15 protein-coding genes are annotated in these 15,824 nt (G+C 53.6%); 4 read left to right on the top strand and 11 right to left on the bottom strand.

Features of this window, described 5'->3' with window-relative positions:
- Positions 1-150: 150 nt before the first annotated feature.
- From L2731_RS11265 to L2731_RS11220, 10 genes are all read right to left on the bottom strand, one after another.
- Positions 151-999, bottom strand: coding sequence for an ABC transporter permease (locus L2731_RS11265; RefSeq protein WP_249253191.1), 849 nt, complete (start codon positions 997-999; stop codon positions 151-153).
- On the bottom strand, positions 999-1,922 hold the full coding sequence (locus L2731_RS11260; RefSeq protein ID WP_249253190.1) for an ABC transporter ATP-binding protein: 924 nt from the start codon (positions 1,920-1,922) through the stop codon (positions 999-1,001). Before L2731_RS11260 ends, L2731_RS11265 begins: the two co-directional genes overlap by 1 nt.
- Positions 1,919-3,274 carry a nitrous oxide reductase family maturation protein NosD gene (nosD, locus tag L2731_RS11255; RefSeq protein ID WP_249253188.1) on the bottom strand — a complete coding sequence of 452 codons (1,356 nt, stop codon included), beginning with the start codon at positions 3,272-3,274 and terminating at the stop codon, positions 1,919-1,921. Before nosD ends, L2731_RS11260 begins: the two co-directional genes overlap by 4 nt.
- Positions 3,252-3,740 carry a nitrous oxide reductase accessory protein NosL gene (locus L2731_RS11250; RefSeq protein ID WP_239852935.1) on the bottom strand — a complete coding sequence of 163 codons (489 nt, stop codon included), beginning with the start codon at positions 3,738-3,740 and terminating at the stop codon, positions 3,252-3,254. The genes nosD and L2731_RS11250 overlap by 23 nt, the downstream gene beginning before the upstream one ends.
- Before the next feature lie 54 nt (positions 3,741-3,794).
- On the bottom strand, positions 3,795-4,742 hold the full coding sequence (gene nrfD / locus L2731_RS11245; RefSeq protein WP_249253186.1) for an NrfD/PsrC family molybdoenzyme membrane anchor subunit: 948 nt from the start codon (positions 4,740-4,742) through the stop codon (positions 3,795-3,797).
- 2 nt (positions 4,743-4,744) lie between these two features.
- Positions 4,745-5,449 (bottom strand): 4Fe-4S dicluster domain-containing protein, encoded by a 705-nt coding sequence (locus L2731_RS11240; protein ID WP_041510790.1) that lies wholly within the window; start codon positions 5,447-5,449, stop codon positions 4,745-4,747.
- Between the two features lie 60 nt (positions 5,450-5,509).
- Complete coding sequence (locus L2731_RS11235; RefSeq protein WP_041510775.1) at positions 5,510-6,202, bottom strand: tetratricopeptide repeat protein; 693 nt, start codon at positions 6,200-6,202, stop codon at positions 5,510-5,512.
- 23 nt (positions 6,203-6,225) lie between these two features.
- Positions 6,226-7,011: an FKBP-type peptidyl-prolyl cis-trans isomerase gene (locus tag L2731_RS11230; protein ID WP_249253184.1), complete on the bottom strand. Its 786-nt coding sequence runs from the start codon at positions 7,009-7,011 to the stop codon at positions 6,226-6,228.
- Positions 7,012-7,079: 68 nt separating this feature from the next.
- Entirely contained in the window at positions 7,080-7,505 is a 426-nt protein-coding gene (locus L2731_RS11225; protein ID WP_041510773.1) for a rhodanese-like domain-containing protein, read from the bottom strand.
- A 72-nt stretch (positions 7,506-7,577) separates the two neighbouring features.
- Positions 7,578-9,617: a multiheme c-type cytochrome gene (locus L2731_RS11220; protein WP_249253182.1), complete on the bottom strand. Its 2,040-nt coding sequence runs from the start codon at positions 9,615-9,617 to the stop codon at positions 7,578-7,580.
- 467 nt (positions 9,618-10,084) lie between these two features.
- Between L2731_RS11220 and L2731_RS11215 the strand changes: the two genes are divergently transcribed.
- From L2731_RS11215 to L2731_RS11205, 3 genes are read left to right on the top strand one after another with little or no spacing between them, the layout of a single operon-like run.
- The gene (locus tag L2731_RS11215) at positions 10,085-12,043 is read left to right on the top strand and encodes a heme lyase CcmF/NrfE family subunit (RefSeq protein ID WP_249253180.1); all 1,959 of its coding nucleotides are present in this window, start codon (positions 10,085-10,087) and stop codon (positions 12,041-12,043) included.
- Positions 12,040-12,477, top strand: a complete 438-nt coding sequence (locus L2731_RS11210) for a cytochrome c-type biogenesis protein (protein WP_249253178.1) — start codon at positions 12,040-12,042, stop codon at positions 12,475-12,477. Before L2731_RS11215 ends, L2731_RS11210 begins: the two co-directional genes overlap by 4 nt.
- Positions 12,474-13,079 carry a TlpA family protein disulfide reductase gene (locus L2731_RS11205; RefSeq protein WP_249253176.1) on the top strand — a complete coding sequence of 202 codons (606 nt, stop codon included), beginning with the start codon at positions 12,474-12,476 and terminating at the stop codon, positions 13,077-13,079. Before L2731_RS11210 ends, L2731_RS11205 begins: the two co-directional genes overlap by 4 nt.
- A gap of 122 nt (positions 13,080-13,201) precedes the next feature.
- On the opposite strand, the gene nhaC is transcribed toward L2731_RS11205, so the two are convergent.
- Entirely contained in the window at positions 13,202-14,722 is a 1,521-nt protein-coding gene (gene nhaC, locus L2731_RS11200) for a Na+/H+ antiporter NhaC (protein WP_249253173.1), read from the bottom strand.
- 382 nt (positions 14,723-15,104) lie between these two features.
- On the opposite strand from nhaC, the gene L2731_RS11195 reads away from it, so the two are divergent.
- Positions 15,105-15,683: a nucleoside triphosphate pyrophosphohydrolase family protein gene (locus L2731_RS11195; protein WP_249253170.1), complete on the top strand. Its 579-nt coding sequence runs from the start codon at positions 15,105-15,107 to the stop codon at positions 15,681-15,683.
- Positions 15,684-15,824: the final 141 nt, after the last annotated feature.

Genomic DNA, 15,824 nt, shown 5'->3' with positions numbered 1-15,824 from the left:
GAAATATCTTATTGTTATCTATGATATTTTATTAATGTCCCTACAAAATTAACGTGATTATTCACTCAAATACTGCGCCAGGATTTCAGGCAGCCACGAAGAATGTGAACTACCGCCCAAAACCCTGCTTCAATATGCTGCGGCTAAGCACTACACCAACTTGGTGATAAATACGCGGCGAGTCCAAAACAGAAGCAGCAATGGCCAGGCAACGCAGGCCCCCAGCAGAAGCGGCAAACTCCACTCATACTGAGCCAGCAGTCCAAGGCTTCCCAGAGGGGCACCAGCACTCACCAGGTTAATGGCGCGGTAGAGATCGGTTGGATTTAGCAAGATAAGCAGGTTGACCAACCATTGGCTGCCATAGCCGAGATCGGCCACCAAGAGTGCCAACAGCAGCAGATCATAGATAAGCACCAAGGCAAACCAGAGTCCCAATAGACTCCCTACCGCTCTGGCCTTTTCTGCCGATTTAAGGCTCACCAGGTAACTGATCAGAATGAAGATTGTTGCCAGCAGGCAGCTACTGGCAATCAAGAGCCCAAAGGCCGACAGTATCTCCTCCCAGGCCTCACCACGACCAAACAGCATCAAGATCGCGGCGCTACTGCCGTAGCTGCTGGTAATGGCAGTAAATGTCACCGTACAGTGGGCCAGCAACTTACCGACAAGGATCTGCGACTTGCTCACCGGATAGGTAAGCAGTAAGCAGAGAGTGCCCGCCTCCTCCTCCCCCACGAAGGCATCATGGCTGAGCAAAATCGCCGCCAGGGGGATGATAAACACAGAGACAGTGGTCAAGGATGCGATAACGCTACTTAGGCTAGGTAAGGCTAGCGTGCCGCTGACGGCGCTGCCGGCAAAAGTCATGCTCAACGCCAAGACCCAGAAGATGGCAAAAACCACCAGCACCCAACGATTTCTGAGGCTGTCTTTCAGCTCTTTGTTCGCGATCACCCAGATGAGGCCGAGGCTCGGCCGCTTAGCTATGGTCAGCATCAGATATCTCCCGGTGTCAGGCTCAGTCCCAGCTCGTTTAAAACCTGCATCTGAGCCATTTTGGCATGGTACACCTGCGCCAGATCCGGGGTGCTCACCTTAACATCATACAGTTGGCACTCTAAGATCAGATATTTCATCAACACCTCACGTTGTGAGACAGGACAATTTAAGCCGCCGTCTGCGTAAAAAGATTTTAATAGGGGATGGGTCACTACCAGGCTATCTAGGCGTGGATGCTCTACGCGTAGGTTCATGTTGCCGCTGTGCAGCAGTTCGTCGAGCGTACCGAAGGCAAGTCTGCGCCCTCTGCCGAGAATTAAGGCCAGATCCAGCTGCGATTCCACCAGCTGTAGTTCGTGGGTACAAACAATCACCGTACTTCCCTGTGTAACCAGCTGTTTGATCTTGTGATAGATAAACTGCGACGCCTGCGGATCGAGCCCCACAGTAGGCTCATCCAGCAGCAGCAACCTGGGCCGGGCCAGAATAGCCTGAGCAAATCCCAGGCGCTGTTTCATCCCTTTGGAGTAGTCCTTAACCGACTTGTGCTGCGCATAGGCCAGGCCAAACTCCTCCAGCAGCCGATTCACAGTCTGTTTTGAGATCCCCTTTAACGCCGCAAAATAACTCAGTACCTCATGGCCGGTTAATTTATCGTAAAAGCTAATGTTCTCAGGAAGATAACCTATCTCAGTCATGGCGCCCGATGTCGTCACCGCACGCCCGAATACGTTCACCTCGCCCGAGGTAGGACGCAGTAGGCCTAGAATCATCTTGATCAGCGTCGACTTGCCCGCACCGTTATGACCCAGGAGCGCCATCAATTGGCCGCTCGGCAGCGAGAAACTCAGTTCATTCAGGGCACTGCGCTCATCAAAGAAATGACTCACCTGCCTCACACTCACCGCTATCTGACTCATAGTGCCTCCCCGGTATGCGGCACGAAAGCATTTAACGGCACCATCAGAGGATAGCTGTCTACCACGCCAGCAGAATGCTCGTCTTGTATCTGGTTATCCAACCATTTCAGTAACTTCACTATGGGGCTCTCCATTAAAAACCTTGCCTCCGGATACAGCCAAAACAGACGATCCAAATTATCATTGGGCAGATGCTGACTGTCGCCTATGCCATCACCGTCGAGATCCCAGCCCTGATAGTCGCTCCAGTAATTTCCCCGGCCTTGAAAGCTCCACTCTACTCGCTGCTCCCCCACGTAGCGCACCTGGGTCTTATTCGCTAAAAACTGGTTTTGATAAACGGCATTGTCTTCACCGCCTAGCGCCATGGCGATGCCAATCTGATTACCTGTAACTGAGTTGCCGATGATCTGATTGCGTTGAGCGCCGTATACAAACAAGCCTTTGCCTTCGCTAAACAGATCGCCGGCCACACTATTGGCCATCTGGGTCGCCTCAATCTGATTGGCTTGGATCTTGGCGTCATGGGTAAGATTGAGCAGCACCCCAAACTCCTGGGCGTGCTTTACTGTGTTTGCGATCAAATGAATCCCCTGCGAGTTCATCAGGGCGTAACCACCACTCACCCGAGTCGCCTGGTTGTCCATGGCTTCATCCTGTTGGGTATACATATAGTGCAGGCCATACTGCAGATCGGAGAGATGATTGCTATAGATGCGACTGCCTATACCCGACTCAAGGTAGATACCATCACGCACCTTGCTGATACGGTTGCCGCGAACAGTAGGGTGATTCACCTTCAGCAGATGAATCCCATCGCCGCGATCCAGCAAGAATGTCTGCTCATCTCCCTGTATTTGATTATCCAGCAACCTAAGGTCGCTCACCTCGCTGGCGTAAACACCGAAACCGGGACCGACAAGCCGATTGGCAATAATTGCAACGTCGTTTGCGCCGGGCATCAGGCGAATGGCGGCATCCTTCTCATAGAGATCCTGCCCCCAGCGCTGCACAGTCACCCGGGTAATACTCACCCCCGGCGCACTGACCACGATTGCCGAACCGACTCCCTGAGCATCGAACACCACGCCAGGTGCTCCGATGAGGGTCAGGGGCTTTTCGATGTGAAAGTGCCCCCGATAGAGCCCAGGTTTTAGCCGTATCTCTGCGCCTTGGGGCATGGAGGTCAACGCCGAGTGTAACGTCTCGCTGTCCACCACAGTAACGTGCCGAGTCCCATCACTGGATTGTGCCAGCACTGGCGCCATAAACAGTAAACCACACAGGCACAGGCCCAATGACTGAGCCAACACAGGCCAAAGACGGTGCTTAATCAGCCGAAAGTAACTCAAGAGTTATCTCGTCATATTTGAACACGGCGCCGCCATACTGGCGGGCAAACTCTTCGGCCGCAGTGAGAGTTGAGAAAGGAGCTACGGCAACCCCCATCACCGCCTTACGATTGGATCCATAGACATACCAGGCCTTAGTGGCATCGATAAAATGCTCATCGTCCGGATACTGCCAATCTGTTGCCGCCATATCGTGCACCCAAAGTGTCTCGACCTGACGTCGATTCTCGGGCTGCAGGGCAAACATGAACATGTCACGGGTCGAACAGAACTTAGGTTGTAGCTCTCCCCCCTTAAGATGCAGGCTCCCCTTAGGGCCGGGATACTGCTTCACCATCATGCCGCACATGTGACAGCGTTCATGGGCGTCGATCACCAGACTCGCGTGACTATGAGTGTCGCTCTCGGCCGCGCCGCACCCCGACATAAACAAGGAACAAATAAAAATGAAGATAAAGGCTCTCATTGTGTCTCCTAAACGGATAATCAGCCCCTGTCACACAGGGGCTGAGCTAAAGGATCAAATCGCAAAGTTTTGACCGGCGTAGAGGATGAACATCCTCAGGCACATCATGCCGCTCACGGCGCATAGACCCGAGAGGTAGAAGGCCTGGGCCGAATGACTGAATTGCTTACCTGTGGCAAAATTCAGCAGCAGAGGGCCACCAAATCCGATGCCCACGACACCCAGCCAGAACACCATAGACCAGCTGCCGCTGTGGAAAGCCTCGAAGGCACTCTGCGCGCCGGCATTACCAGTGGCCAGTGACATGATGATCATGAAGAGGAACAAGACCTCGGCAAACATGATCGGCCACTCGGCACCGTGCAAAATCTGCATGTCGCTGCTGTGTCTGTCTTCCTTAAACAACCCAACCGCCAGCATCTTGGCCGCCGCCGCGCCGGCCGACAGACCAGAGGCCACAAACAGCGCAGGCAACACCGAGGTGTTGATGATAGGGAAGCGAATCAAGGCTGAGATTAAGAAGCCTGTGTAGGCACATACTGCCAGCGCCAATAGCAACACTAAGGTTTCACTCGCCCGTCGCCAGGGTCTTAACCTGTCGATAAGCGGCAGCAGCGGCGCCAAAATAGGCAGGCGACGGATCTCCTCCTCCAGGGCAAACAAGGCGATCAAGGCGACCAGCGGGATATAGGCCGACAAGGCGATCACCCCGACAGACATCACGGAGTTGAGGTTGTAGTAGACCAAGATACGCCAGAAAAACAGCGGGTTGGTCAGATCCAACACCAGACAAAGCATGCCCAGAGCTATGGTCACGAAGGCAATTAGCGCCGACGCCTTGAGGAAGGGGGTGTTAACGCTCTGCTGTTTATAGAAGCGAATGAACAACGCGACCGACAGGGCACCGCCCGAGATACCGGCAAAAAACAGGTACACGGCAATGGGCCAAGGCCAGGCAACCCCTTCCGACAAACCTATGGTAAATCCGAGTGTTCCGTCCATCTCTATACCCCCAACTTAACGATAGGAATGTAACGTAGGCTCGGCTCGGTCCCCAGATGGGCCTTAATCCTTACCGAATCCTTCACCGCCAGCAAACGACTCACATAGGAGTTAGGGTCGTTGGCATCGCCAAAGATCAGGGCATCGTAACGACACTCCTGTACGCAGGCAGGCAACTCTCCCTTGCTTAATTTGCTCTCGAGGCAGAAGTCACAGTTATCGGCCACATCCGTCTCACTATTGATATAGCGCGCGTTGTAAGGACAAGCGGCGATACAGTATTTACAGCCGGCACACTTGCTGGCATCCATGGTGACTATGCCTGTGTTGGGATCTCTGTGAGCCGCCCCCGTTGGGCACACAGACACACAGGGGGCATTCTGACATTGCTGACAGGAGACCCGCACATACTTACGCTGGCAATCGCAATCTGTCTTGCCGCAATGGGGACAAGCCTGCCCCGCAACGGCAGATGACTGCTGCTCCAGTATCACTCGCGAACGTCCCTCGGGCAGGTTGTTGGCTTTATTACAGGCCTCCTTACAACCGCCACACCCCACACATTTATTTTGATCGAACACCATCACATAGTGTGGCGATTCGGTTTGAGCAGTCTGCTCCTTAACGCTGCAGCCCAAGGGCGCCAACATCAAAGAGCCGGCTCCTAAGCATTTCAGGAACCTCCGTCTCTCTATATTTTCACTCACAGCATCCTCCATCCGTCGGCACGCACGCCGACCTCATTGAATCTTTCATCTTGGTGACTTTTACTCAGATGCAGTCACGGTACGGTTAGCCATTTTCTGCTCAGCGTTGACAATCGCACTGTTAATCGATGCTCGGTTTATGTTGGGGTTATCACTGTCCAGTAACTGTTGCCAATAAGCGATCGCCTGTTGAAAATCCCTATTCAAATAAGCGTGGGTCGCCATCAGCAGCAGTGACTGCACTTCCTTAGGATCGAGCGCCAGCGCCTGAGATATCGCAATCGATACCTCCAGGCTCATGGCGCGGTTATCACGGTAATAGAGCGCCGTCGCCTTCATGCCAAACAGCTCGGCGTCGGGCGCTATTGCCAGTAATTTGTCTAGTGTCGCTACCGCATCGCCATAGCGACCACCTTCGGCGTAGGCATTGGCCAGATTGAGCAAGGCAAGCCTATCGAGGGGGGCATCATCTAAGATACGTGCATTCTTGTTGATGTCGGCGGCAATCAAGTAATCGATGTTTTCGTCTATCTGGCCTGTGTGCCAGTCGTTAAAACGCCCCAGCAGACCATAGAGGGTCAGTGGTATCAGCAGTAGCATGCCCGTCACCCAAATTGGTGTCTGGATCCGCTTCCTAGCAGGGATGGTCGCATCACCGGCCTTGGCATTCGCCGCCTGGATGAAATAGTGGCGCCAAACAGGCGCAATAAAACAAACAAGCGTGACCGCCATGGCAAACACTAAATGATTCATAACAAGCACCTACTGCCGATAACCTAGTGACCCATGCCCATCATGCCGCCCATGCCCATACCACTTAGCCCCATGCCATGGGCGTTTTCGCCAGGAGCCTCAAGCTTGAGCAGCTCAACATCGAAGATTAGGGTCGAGCCCGGTGGGATAATCCCCACCACCTCTTTGCCGTAGGCCAACTCGGCAGGAATGGTCAAGCGATAGGTGGAACCCACGGGCATCAGGGCTATCCCCTCTTTCCAGCCATCAATCACCGACATTAGGGCAAAACGATTGGGTTCATCGCGCTCATAAGAGTTATCAAATTCAGTTCCATCGAGCAGCTTACCTACGTAGTGAACCGTTACCACGTCAGACTCGACAGGTTTAGGGCCATCGCCTTGCTTCAGCACTTCATACTGAAGACCCGATTCGGTTACCGTCACCCCAGCCTTGCTCTTGTTACTTGCCAGATAGGCTTGCCCCTCGGCCAGATGCTTATTGGCCAAGGCCTCCAGCTTGGCGCTCTTGGCATTGTTGAGCCATTCGGCGCGGGCGTTGAGATGGGTCAGTATCTCCTCATTGGACATCTTGCCCTCACCCTTGAGGGCATCGACGACCCCTTTGACCACAGTGTCGATATTGACCTGGGCACCTAAGTCAACTTGGTTATAGATCTTGCCCGATATGTAATGGCCCACGGACGCACCTAATGCATAGGAGGCATCTTCGACCTCCTGAGGCGACTCGCTGGCCACGGCAAAGAATGACCCACTCAAGGCCAGGGCTAAGGTGGTAACACGACAAGATCTCAGTAGACTCGCTTTCATATTCACACTCTCGTTCATCTATTGCTCAAAATGCTAACTGTTCAAAAAATTACGCAAGGATTTGTTTATTATGGTTTTTCAATAGCTCGACCCGACAGGCGCCAGCCATAGATCCCATCGTGCATCTGCATCACATTGGTGTAGCCCAGCTTCATTACCTGATGGGCGGCAATCTCGCTGGCATTACAGAGGCGATTGGCACAGTAAAACACCATTCGCGCCGCCTTATCTTCCGGTAGCAGGGTCTTCCAGTTATCGACATTGAAGTAGACGGCCCCAGGGATATACCCCTCGGCCCAAAGCTCTAAGGTGTTGACGTCGAAGAAGTAAACATTCCCCTCGGCCAGCAGGGCTTCGGCCTGGGCCAGACTAATAGTGTGCAGGCTATGTTCATACCTGTGAGCCGGTGCCATCTCGGCGCCGCCGCCCGCCTGACTGCATAGCGGAGTCAAGCCCAACAGCAAGGCCAAAGACAGGCCTATTCTCGATTTCATCTTCTCTCTCCCCTAATACCCGGCGCCTGGCGTGGCGCCGGGTGGTTGGTCAATCACGTTACTGTGAGAGAACTAGTTCGCCTTGGCCGAATAGCCACTGCCATCTAAGATCTTCTGCGCTTGAGTCACATAGGTCAGCGCGGCATCCAGACGCTTCTGGCTATAACGGAAGCCATGAACGCCCCAAGAACCATCTTGCTTGATCAGATCCACTGTGGCCTGAGCCTTCTCCGCCAACATCAGCACCTGAGTCTTGTCTTCAGTAGACAACTTAGTGACCTCAAGCAGCTGATCGATACGCACCAGCGCCTGCTCAACCTGACCGAAGACCTCTTTGATCGGCTTCTGCCACTTCATGACTTCACCGTAGATCTCCAGCTGATCCTTATAGTGCAGGCCGGTTTCTAGCTCAGATTGGAACTGGCTGTGACAGCCCTTGTTTTCCACCACATCGTGGTCAGAAATTGAGGTACGGGCACAAGACCACATGAGATCCAGATAGGTACGTCCCTCCTCGTTCTTGGCCACAGTCCAGCCTTTAGCCGCATCTGGTCCCTGGGTTCTAGGCGCTCCCTCTGGTGGGTTAAGCGTCTTGCGCACAGGGTCGACATCAATCTTCCACATGTGTGACTTACGAACGGCGTCGAAGCCTGCTTGATCGGGGAACTGCATCGCCTTGAAGTTTTCACAGCTACCCATGTTTGGCATGTGACAGCTCTGACAGGTCTGGTTGGCGTGAGTGTCTGTGTTGCTGGCTATCACAGTCTGCGCCTCGTGACAGTCCTTACAGTCTTTCTTCAACTTGGGCTTAGTGATTCCCGACAACCAGGAACCATCGGTGACCTCGTGAGGATCGTGACAAGTAGTACAACGCATGCCTTTCTCATAGTGCGCCGAACCGTACATCTGTGAGCCTTCGGTACCACAAGAAGGACATAGCGACTTCATCTTCACGCCAAAGGCCAGCTCAGGTTTTTCCTGTGCGGCTGGCGTCTCGGCCATGACAGGATCGTATTGGAAGCGTTGGTGACAACGTTCGCAGTTAGACTGCATACCGCCTGTACCGCCATCTAGGTGGCCACCAGCACCGTGGCACTCCTCACAGGCAATGCCCTTACTGATGGTGTGTTCCTGCAGCTTCTTAGGATCGCCCAGGGCATCGAAGTACTCTTGCTGAGACTTAAAGTCGAACTTGAAGGTATGACAAACTTCGCAGTAAGAACTTGCTGGCTGGAACAACATCTCTTTACGGTACTTGGCGCCGTAAGAACTCATGCCCCACTGATGAGAACCCGAGTCACCATAAGCAGCCAAGGTGGTAGGGAAATCAGGGATCACGGCGTTGATCTTCTTAGCCATCTCAGGGGTTAACCACTCGGCCCAACCACGAGAGAACTGGTTAGCACCGGCAACCATCTTGCCGGTACCATCCTTCAATAAGCCACCTTCGATATGGTAAGAGCCACGCACCAACCAGGCATCGATAAAGCCATATTTGGTTCTGGGCGTACCCACGGTCGCATAGATCACATCCGGCGTGATGCCGTCGGGGAGAATAGAAGTGTCTTTAGTGCCATACATTGTCTTGTTGAGGTCGTTGTCCACCTCGGGATGCTCCCCAGGGAAACGAACTGTCTTGGCATGACGTGAACGGCTCCACTTCTCATACTGGGTCGCATGACATTCGGCGCACTTTTCCGGGCCGACAAAATTGTTGGGAAAGTCCAGGATAGACTTGGCGCCTAGCCTGTACTGTACGGCTCTGGGTTTACCCACTTTCTTGCTGTAGTCAGGGCTATGGCCGGTATCCAGATACTCTTCGCCACGATCACTGACATGATAATCGCCAACCAGATTGCCCGCTTCCTGGTATTTGAACATAGGGTGGTTTTCAAACAAGAAGTCAAACAACGCGGCTTCTTGAACTACATAGTCCTGAAGGGTTTTTACGCCGTTGACTTTTTCCATGCCCTGATAGTTTGCGATCGCGCCTTTGGCAGTTTCGCCCATCTCAGGCACGCTGTTGTATTTACCACCAGCAGCGTTCACATTGGCAATGGCACCGAAACAAAATAGCGCACTCAAGGCTACCTTGTGTTTCCATCGTCTCATCATTCACTCCTAAATATTTTTAGTTTTATCTGTTTATGCTTAATTCCAGATCGGCTCATCCTTTTCGCTGACGGGAATTAAAGGGAATAAACCTCATCGTTAACCGAACGACTTTACAGCTGAGCAGCTTCAGTATTTTTCACAGACCAAAGACAAAAAAGTTGAGCTGGCGCACAGGGAAAAAACCATGAGTTGTGAATAGATATAAAACAAATAAAAACAAATATTTAAATCTTTTTAGTGTTTTCTTTTTTAGTTCTAAAACCGGTATTTTTAGATCTCAAAAAACCTCAAGTCGCTTTTTGAGTTATGAAAAAGATTGAGGGAGAAAAGGGGTAAAACGGACCCTGCCACAGCTCACAGAATCCATGAAGAAGTTCACCTAAGGTTAGGCTCAATCAGAGACAAACTTACCCATCACTATTAGTTAGACGAATTATTTCGTTCGATTGGTTGAAGGCGAGGCGATGAACGCAGAAATTGGCTTATTACTTCTTACTATCTCACTGACGCTATGCTTGCTCATGGCCGCGATGCCTATTGCGCAGGCCTGCCGTTGCCGCGTGGCACTGCACGACTATCTGTCTCTCTTTATTAAGCTAAACACGCTGGCGCAACTGGCTAGCCTATTGATCCTCGTTTTCCTCTTCCTGGATAACGACTTTTCTGTGGCATACGTGGCCAATAACTCCAACAGCCAACTGGCCAGCCTCTATAAGGTCGCCGCCGTCTGGGGAGGACACGAAGGTTCTATGTTGTTTTGGGTTGCCGCCATCGGCATCTGGAGCTGGGTGATCAGCTTGAAATCAGATGCCACCGCGCCCTTTTTTCACTACCTTCACGCGGTCCTAGGTGCGATTCAAGCCGGATTAATCGCCTTTCTCCTCATAGGTTCAAATCCCTTTGCCAGGCTATTACCCGGCATCCCAGTCGAAGGGCGGGATCTCAACCCCATACTTCAAGATATAGGTCTTATCCTGCATCCACCTCTGCTATTTGTGGGATATGTAGGGCTGGCTGTCTGTTTCGCCGCGGCTGTCGCCGCCTTGTTAGACAATAGCCAATCTATGAAGCATCACTGCCGAGTGATGCGCCCCTGGGCCATTCTGGCGTGGGCCATGCTAACCGGGGGCAACGCCTTCGGCTCCTGGTGGGCATATAACGAACTGGGCTGGGGCGGATGGTGGTTTTGGGATCCGGTCGAAAACGCCTCGTTTATCCCCTGGTTAGTCGCCACGGCGCTCATGCACTCACTCATTTTAGGCGAGCAAAGGGACAGGTTTCACGGCACCAGCCTGTTTCTCGCAATACTCGGCTTCAGTCTTTGCCTGCTGGGCACCTTTCTGGTTCGCTCGGGCGTGGTGCAGTCGGTACACGCCTTTGCAGCCGATCCCCTGCGTGGCGCAGCCATGCTCACCCTGTTCGCTCTGGTTTCTATCTGCGGCTTTACTTTGCTGCTGCACAGATTGCCAAAACTCATCAGGCCGATAAGCACCCAAGGGCTGAGCCGGGAAAACCTGATGCAACTTGGCAACCTGTTACTGCTGGTTGCCGCGCTCTCCATCTTGCTGGGTACCTGCTATCCATTGCTGTATGAAGTCGTCACGGGGCAAAGCATTTCGGTGGGGGCACCTTACTTTAATAGCCTCTTCATTCCATTAACTGGGATCATCAGTCTCTTCATGGGCGCCGCCCCCTTGATGGGCTGGCAGGCATCGCGTCAAGATGCGATAAAACCACTCGCGCTGCTGGCATGCATCTGCCTAGGGGTCAGCTTCAGCCTCAATTATCTGATGCTGGGTGAAATAGATGCTCACTTTATGCTTGGCAGTTTCGCCAGCCTCTGGCTGATCTCCTGTACGGGCCTGTATGTACGTAATCATCTGAGAAGAATGACGCTCCCTACCGGCAACAGACGCTTTTACGTCATGTGTGTTACCCACCTAGGTGTGGCGTTGAGTATCTTAGGCGCCACCTGTTCAAGCTATTTTCAGCAGGAAGAGCTACTGAGGATGGGGCCAGGTCAGGGCAGGGTCGTGGCGGGCTATACCTTTATCTACCAGGCAACAGAAACGGTCTCGCACACTAGCTACAGTGCGCTACAGGCCAAGATAGAGGTGAGAGACAAACGCGATCAGCATCTGACCTATCTCTATCCCCAGCGCCAGACCTTTAACAGCAACGCCATGCAGATCTCCGCCGCGGGGATCCATCGTAGCCTGTTTGCCGATCTCTATATCTCCATGGGCAACCAGCTCAGCGAGGAGGAGTTTTTAATCCGCATCAGCTACAAGCCACTCGTCGGCTGGATCTGGATTGGCGCCCTCATCATGATGTTTGCCGGTCTCAGCCTGTTGCGTCCGAGTGACGCCTGCAGACAAGCCCGCGTGTCGCCCCCTCAACTCGCGGTAAAAGGAGCCCGATGATGACAAGCATTAAGCGACTACTTCTACTTGGCGCCACGCTCACACTGCTCCTCGGGCAGGCACAAGCAGAGGTGCAGACTAACACCTCCTTGCAGGCACCGGCGGTGCTAAAGCGCCAGGCCATAGAGATTGCAGCCACCCTGCGCTGCCCCATGTCCACCAATCAGAACCTGCTGGACTCACAAAGCCCGATCGCCAGCGAACTCAAGGCGGAGATCTATCTGCAACTTGAACGGGGAAAGACGGCCGATGAGATTGTCGACTTTATGGTCGCCCGCTACGGTGAGCGGATCCGCTATATGCCCAGCCTGACATCGGGTACCGCACTCCTCTTTTTTATGCCGCTCGGGCTGCTTTCCGCCGTCCTATTCTGGTACCTGCGACAAATGCATACGCGCCGACCATTACCCCATAGTCAGGAACACAGATCATGAGAAAATTACCACGTACCCTGCTCGCCTTTAGCCTAATGACGCTCAGCCTACCTTCCCTGGCCGTCATGCCAAGTGCCAAGGTGTATGACACAGGAGAAAACTTACCCAAGCCAATGATCATGTCGCGCTTTGTGGAGATGACCAGCGCCCGCAAGGTCGACGAGGCCACATTCGAGGATCTCAATGGTCATCAGGTGAAGCTGAGTGATTATCGAGGCAAGCTAGTATTAATCAACCTCTGGGCTACCTGGTGCGCTCCCTGCATCAAGGAGATCCCTATGATGGATAAGATAAGACGGGACAATCTCGACAAAGATCTGGTAGTGCTGCCCCTGTCCATCGACGAGGCCCATGGCGAGGTCGCGGCCTTCCTGGCCCGCCATCAGCTGGCAGGCTATCCGACGCTAATCGACCCCAAGCTGCAGGTGGAAACCATGCTGCCGGCCAATATTGTTCCGGCCACCTACGCCTTCGATGGCGAGGGCAACTTGGTCGGCTTCTTACGCGGTTACCTCGATTGGGGGGACAAGGCGGTTCAGCCCTATCTGGAACAACTAACGGCTAAGTACGCCAACCCTGACACGGCAAAAAATCTTCATTAAGCAATCGCGTCATTCGGCGCCGTATCCACCATCACACTTTATTGCTCCCGCCCGGCACCACGCCAGTCACTTCGCCGGGCGGATTTTTTTATAACTAAATCAAAGCGGGTTATCCCGCCAACTTAAGCCACGGCCTCCATGGCTTCACTCTCTGCCAGTCGCTCAATCTTGAAGTCATAGTAGGCGTACGCCGCGCTGATGAAGGGACAGATGAGATTGAAGAAGGCGAAAGGCAGATAGGCGATGGTGGCGACCCCTAAGGTGCTGGCCATATAGGCGCCGCAGGTATTCCAGGGCACCAAGGGACTGGTGATGGTGGCCGAATCTTCCAGGGCACGACTCAGGTTTACAGGTGCCAGGCCATGTTTTTCATACTCGACCTTGAGCATACGACCCGGCAGCAAGATGGCAATAAACTGATCGCCTGTGATCAGGTTAGCGCCGATGCAGCTGGCCAGGGTGGTGATGATCAGGCTGCCACTGGATTTCACCAGACGTAGCACCCCTTGCAACAACCTTTGTAGCAGGCCGGTTTTTTCCATCACGCCACCGAAGGCCATGGCGCAGAGGATCAACCAGACGGTATTGACCATGCTGCTCATGCCGCCGCGGCTCAGCAGACTGTCGAGCGTCTTATCTCCGGTATTAGCGGTATAGCCGTCGAACATCGCCACCCAGATCCCCTTCACCAGGGCGACCATGGTGGGCAGGCTGTCGTCGTTGACGAACTTGATCACCCCGTCGAACTGAAACAGCGCCGCACAGATGGCACCGGCCAAGGTGCCAAGAATCACAGTCGGGAAGGCGGGCAGCTTCTTATAGGCCAGCACTAAGACCACCAGCAAGGGTAGCAGCAGATGCAACCCCGGATGATACTGAGCCTCGATGCGTGACATGGTCGCGGCAAGATCCGTCACCGCGCCGCTGCTGTCGCTGCTCAGACCGATAAACAGAAAGCCTGTCAGGGCCAGCAGTATGCTCGGCGTGGTGGTCCACACCATGTGGCGGATATGGCCAAACAGCTCGCTACCGGCGACGGCTGGCGCCAGGTTGGTGGTGTCGGACATGGGCGACATCTTGTCACCGAAATAGGCGCCACTGATGATGGCACCGGCGGTGATCTCGACGCTGAGCCCCATGGCACCGGCGACGCCAATCAGCGCGATACCTAAGGTACCGGCGACCGTCCAGGAACTGCCGATACTCAAGGCCACAACCGCGCACAGCAGACAGGAGGCGGCGTAGAAATAATCTGGGTTTAAGATCTTCATACCGTAGAAGATCATGGTGGGCACTGTGCCGGCCAAGATCCAGGTGCCGATCAGGGAGCCTACAGAAAACAGGATCAATAAAGCGCCTGTGGCCAGCGAGACACTCTTGACGATCCCCGCCTCCATCTCCTTCCAGCTATAGCCGTTCTTCACCCCGATAACCAGGGTGATACAGGCCGCCATGATAAGGGCAATCTGGTTGGCGCCATAGGAGCTGTCTGAAGAGAATAGATACACTGATGCCGTTAACATGCAGACCAAGGCAAAAATGGGGATCAGGGCATCTAATAGCGTCGGCTGCTTGTGTGTGGTGCCCGACGCGGGACTCGAATCTCTACCAGGCTGTTCTGGCGACTGCGGATGAGAGGTCATGGATAATCCTTATTATAATTATGGGGTTTCCTATTTTTCTCCCCGCCATCACACCGGCCCTATTAATTCGGGCATCAAAGGTTTAATCCTCAGGCGGGCCGAACATAGTTACACATTTTTAACAATCCAGTCCAGACCGGCCTGGGATGCCGATACGCCCAAGGCGCGGCAAAGCCATGCCGTTGAGCGTATAAATTCATCACTAAGGCGGTTTTGAGCGTGGTTATGCATCTATTGCACATATATTCTGGCTTTTAAAAGGATGAAAAAAGTCCCTAATACTCGCTGACTTTGCGCCTGGAAGTCAGCTTTCAATTACTGCGCCGTTAAATTAAAATTGCCGCCACGCATTTAGACATTCAAGACCCAGTAAGGCACACAGATGAAACTGACCGCACTCGATCAGCCCCTTTACGACCACCTCTACCGCGACATCCACCAGTTCCGCTCTACCTTCGATCTGCCTATCGAAGATGAGACCAGCCTGGATGAGCAGGCCGATACCCTGCACACCTCTTTGGCTATCGAGGAGTTAACCGAGCTGGCCGAGGCTGACAGCCGCGTCGAGCAGGCCGATGCCATCGTCGATTCGGTTTATGTACTCATGGGCCGCCTGGTGCATCTGGGGGCTAAGCAAGTAAATGCTCGCCAGGAGATCAGCTATGTGATCGATCTGCTGCTGCATGTCGCCAAGAACCGCGACATCGACTTCATCCGCTGCTGGGACGAGGTACATTCGAGCAATATGAGTAAGGTGTGCCGTAACGAGCAGGAACTGCAAGAAACCATCGCCCACTACGCCAAGCAGGGGGTAGAGATCATCGGCAGCCGCAAGGGCGACTTCATCATCGCCAAGTGTGCCAAAGATGTGGAGATGGCCGGTAAGGTGGTGCGTCAGGGCAAGGTGCTCAAGTCTGTCTACTATCGCCCAGCGGATCTCGCCAAGCTAGTCGCCGCCTAACTACCTCGCGCCCCGCAGGGTTAACACCTTGTTGCCGATAGCGGAAAAATTCTGCAATTTAGCGACAAATGTGTGAAGCCCTGCGCCAAGCAGACCATCATGGCGTGATCCAGTTAACAGCTCGCCGCATTGGCGCTACTC

Source organism: Shewanella aquimarina, from assembly GCF_023349185.1.
Classification (GTDB): Bacteria; Pseudomonadota; Gammaproteobacteria; order Enterobacterales; family Shewanellaceae; genus Shewanella; species Shewanella aquimarina.
The sequence above is the reverse complement of the archived record's forward strand: the minus strand, read 5'-3'. Positions and strand labels throughout refer to the sequence as shown.

Coding starts and splice junctions, on each gene's coding strand:
- L2731_RS11225 (WP_041510773.1), bottom strand. CDS start 7,505: ATGAAATCGAGAATAGGCCTGTCTTTGGCCTTGCTGTTGGGCTTGACT.
- nhaC (WP_249253173.1), bottom strand. CDS start 14,722: ATGACCTCTCATCCGCAGTCGCCAGAACAGCCTGGTAGAGATTCGAGT.
- L2731_RS11235 (WP_041510775.1), bottom strand. CDS start 6,202: ATGAATCATTTAGTGTTTGCCATGGCGGTCACGCTTGTTTGTTTTATT.
- L2731_RS11220 (WP_249253182.1), bottom strand. CDS start 9,617: ATGAGACGATGGAAACACAAGGTAGCCTTGAGTGCGCTATTTTGTTTC.
- L2731_RS11250 (WP_239852935.1), bottom strand. CDS start 3,740: ATGAGAGCCTTTATCTTCATTTTTATTTGTTCCTTGTTTATGTCGGGG.
- L2731_RS11205 (WP_249253176.1), top strand. CDS start 12,474: ATGAGAAAATTACCACGTACCCTGCTCGCCTTTAGCCTAATGACGCTC.
- L2731_RS11260 (WP_249253190.1), bottom strand. CDS start 1,922: ATGAGTCAGATAGCGGTGAGTGTGAGGCAGGTGAGTCATTTCTTTGAT.
- nrfD (WP_249253186.1), bottom strand. CDS start 4,742: ATGGACGGAACACTCGGATTTACCATAGGTTTGTCGGAAGGGGTTGCC.
- L2731_RS11215 (WP_249253180.1), top strand. CDS start 10,085: ATGAACGCAGAAATTGGCTTATTACTTCTTACTATCTCACTGACGCTA.
- L2731_RS11265 (WP_249253191.1), bottom strand. CDS start 999: ATGCTGACCATAGCTAAGCGGCCGAGCCTCGGCCTCATCTGGGTGATC.
- L2731_RS11230 (WP_249253184.1), bottom strand. CDS start 7,011: ATGAAAGCGAGTCTACTGAGATCTTGTCGTGTTACCACCTTAGCCCTG.
- L2731_RS11195 (WP_249253170.1), top strand. CDS start 15,105: ATGAAACTGACCGCACTCGATCAGCCCCTTTACGACCACCTCTACCGC.
- L2731_RS11210 (WP_249253178.1), top strand. CDS start 12,040: ATGATGACAAGCATTAAGCGACTACTTCTACTTGGCGCCACGCTCACA.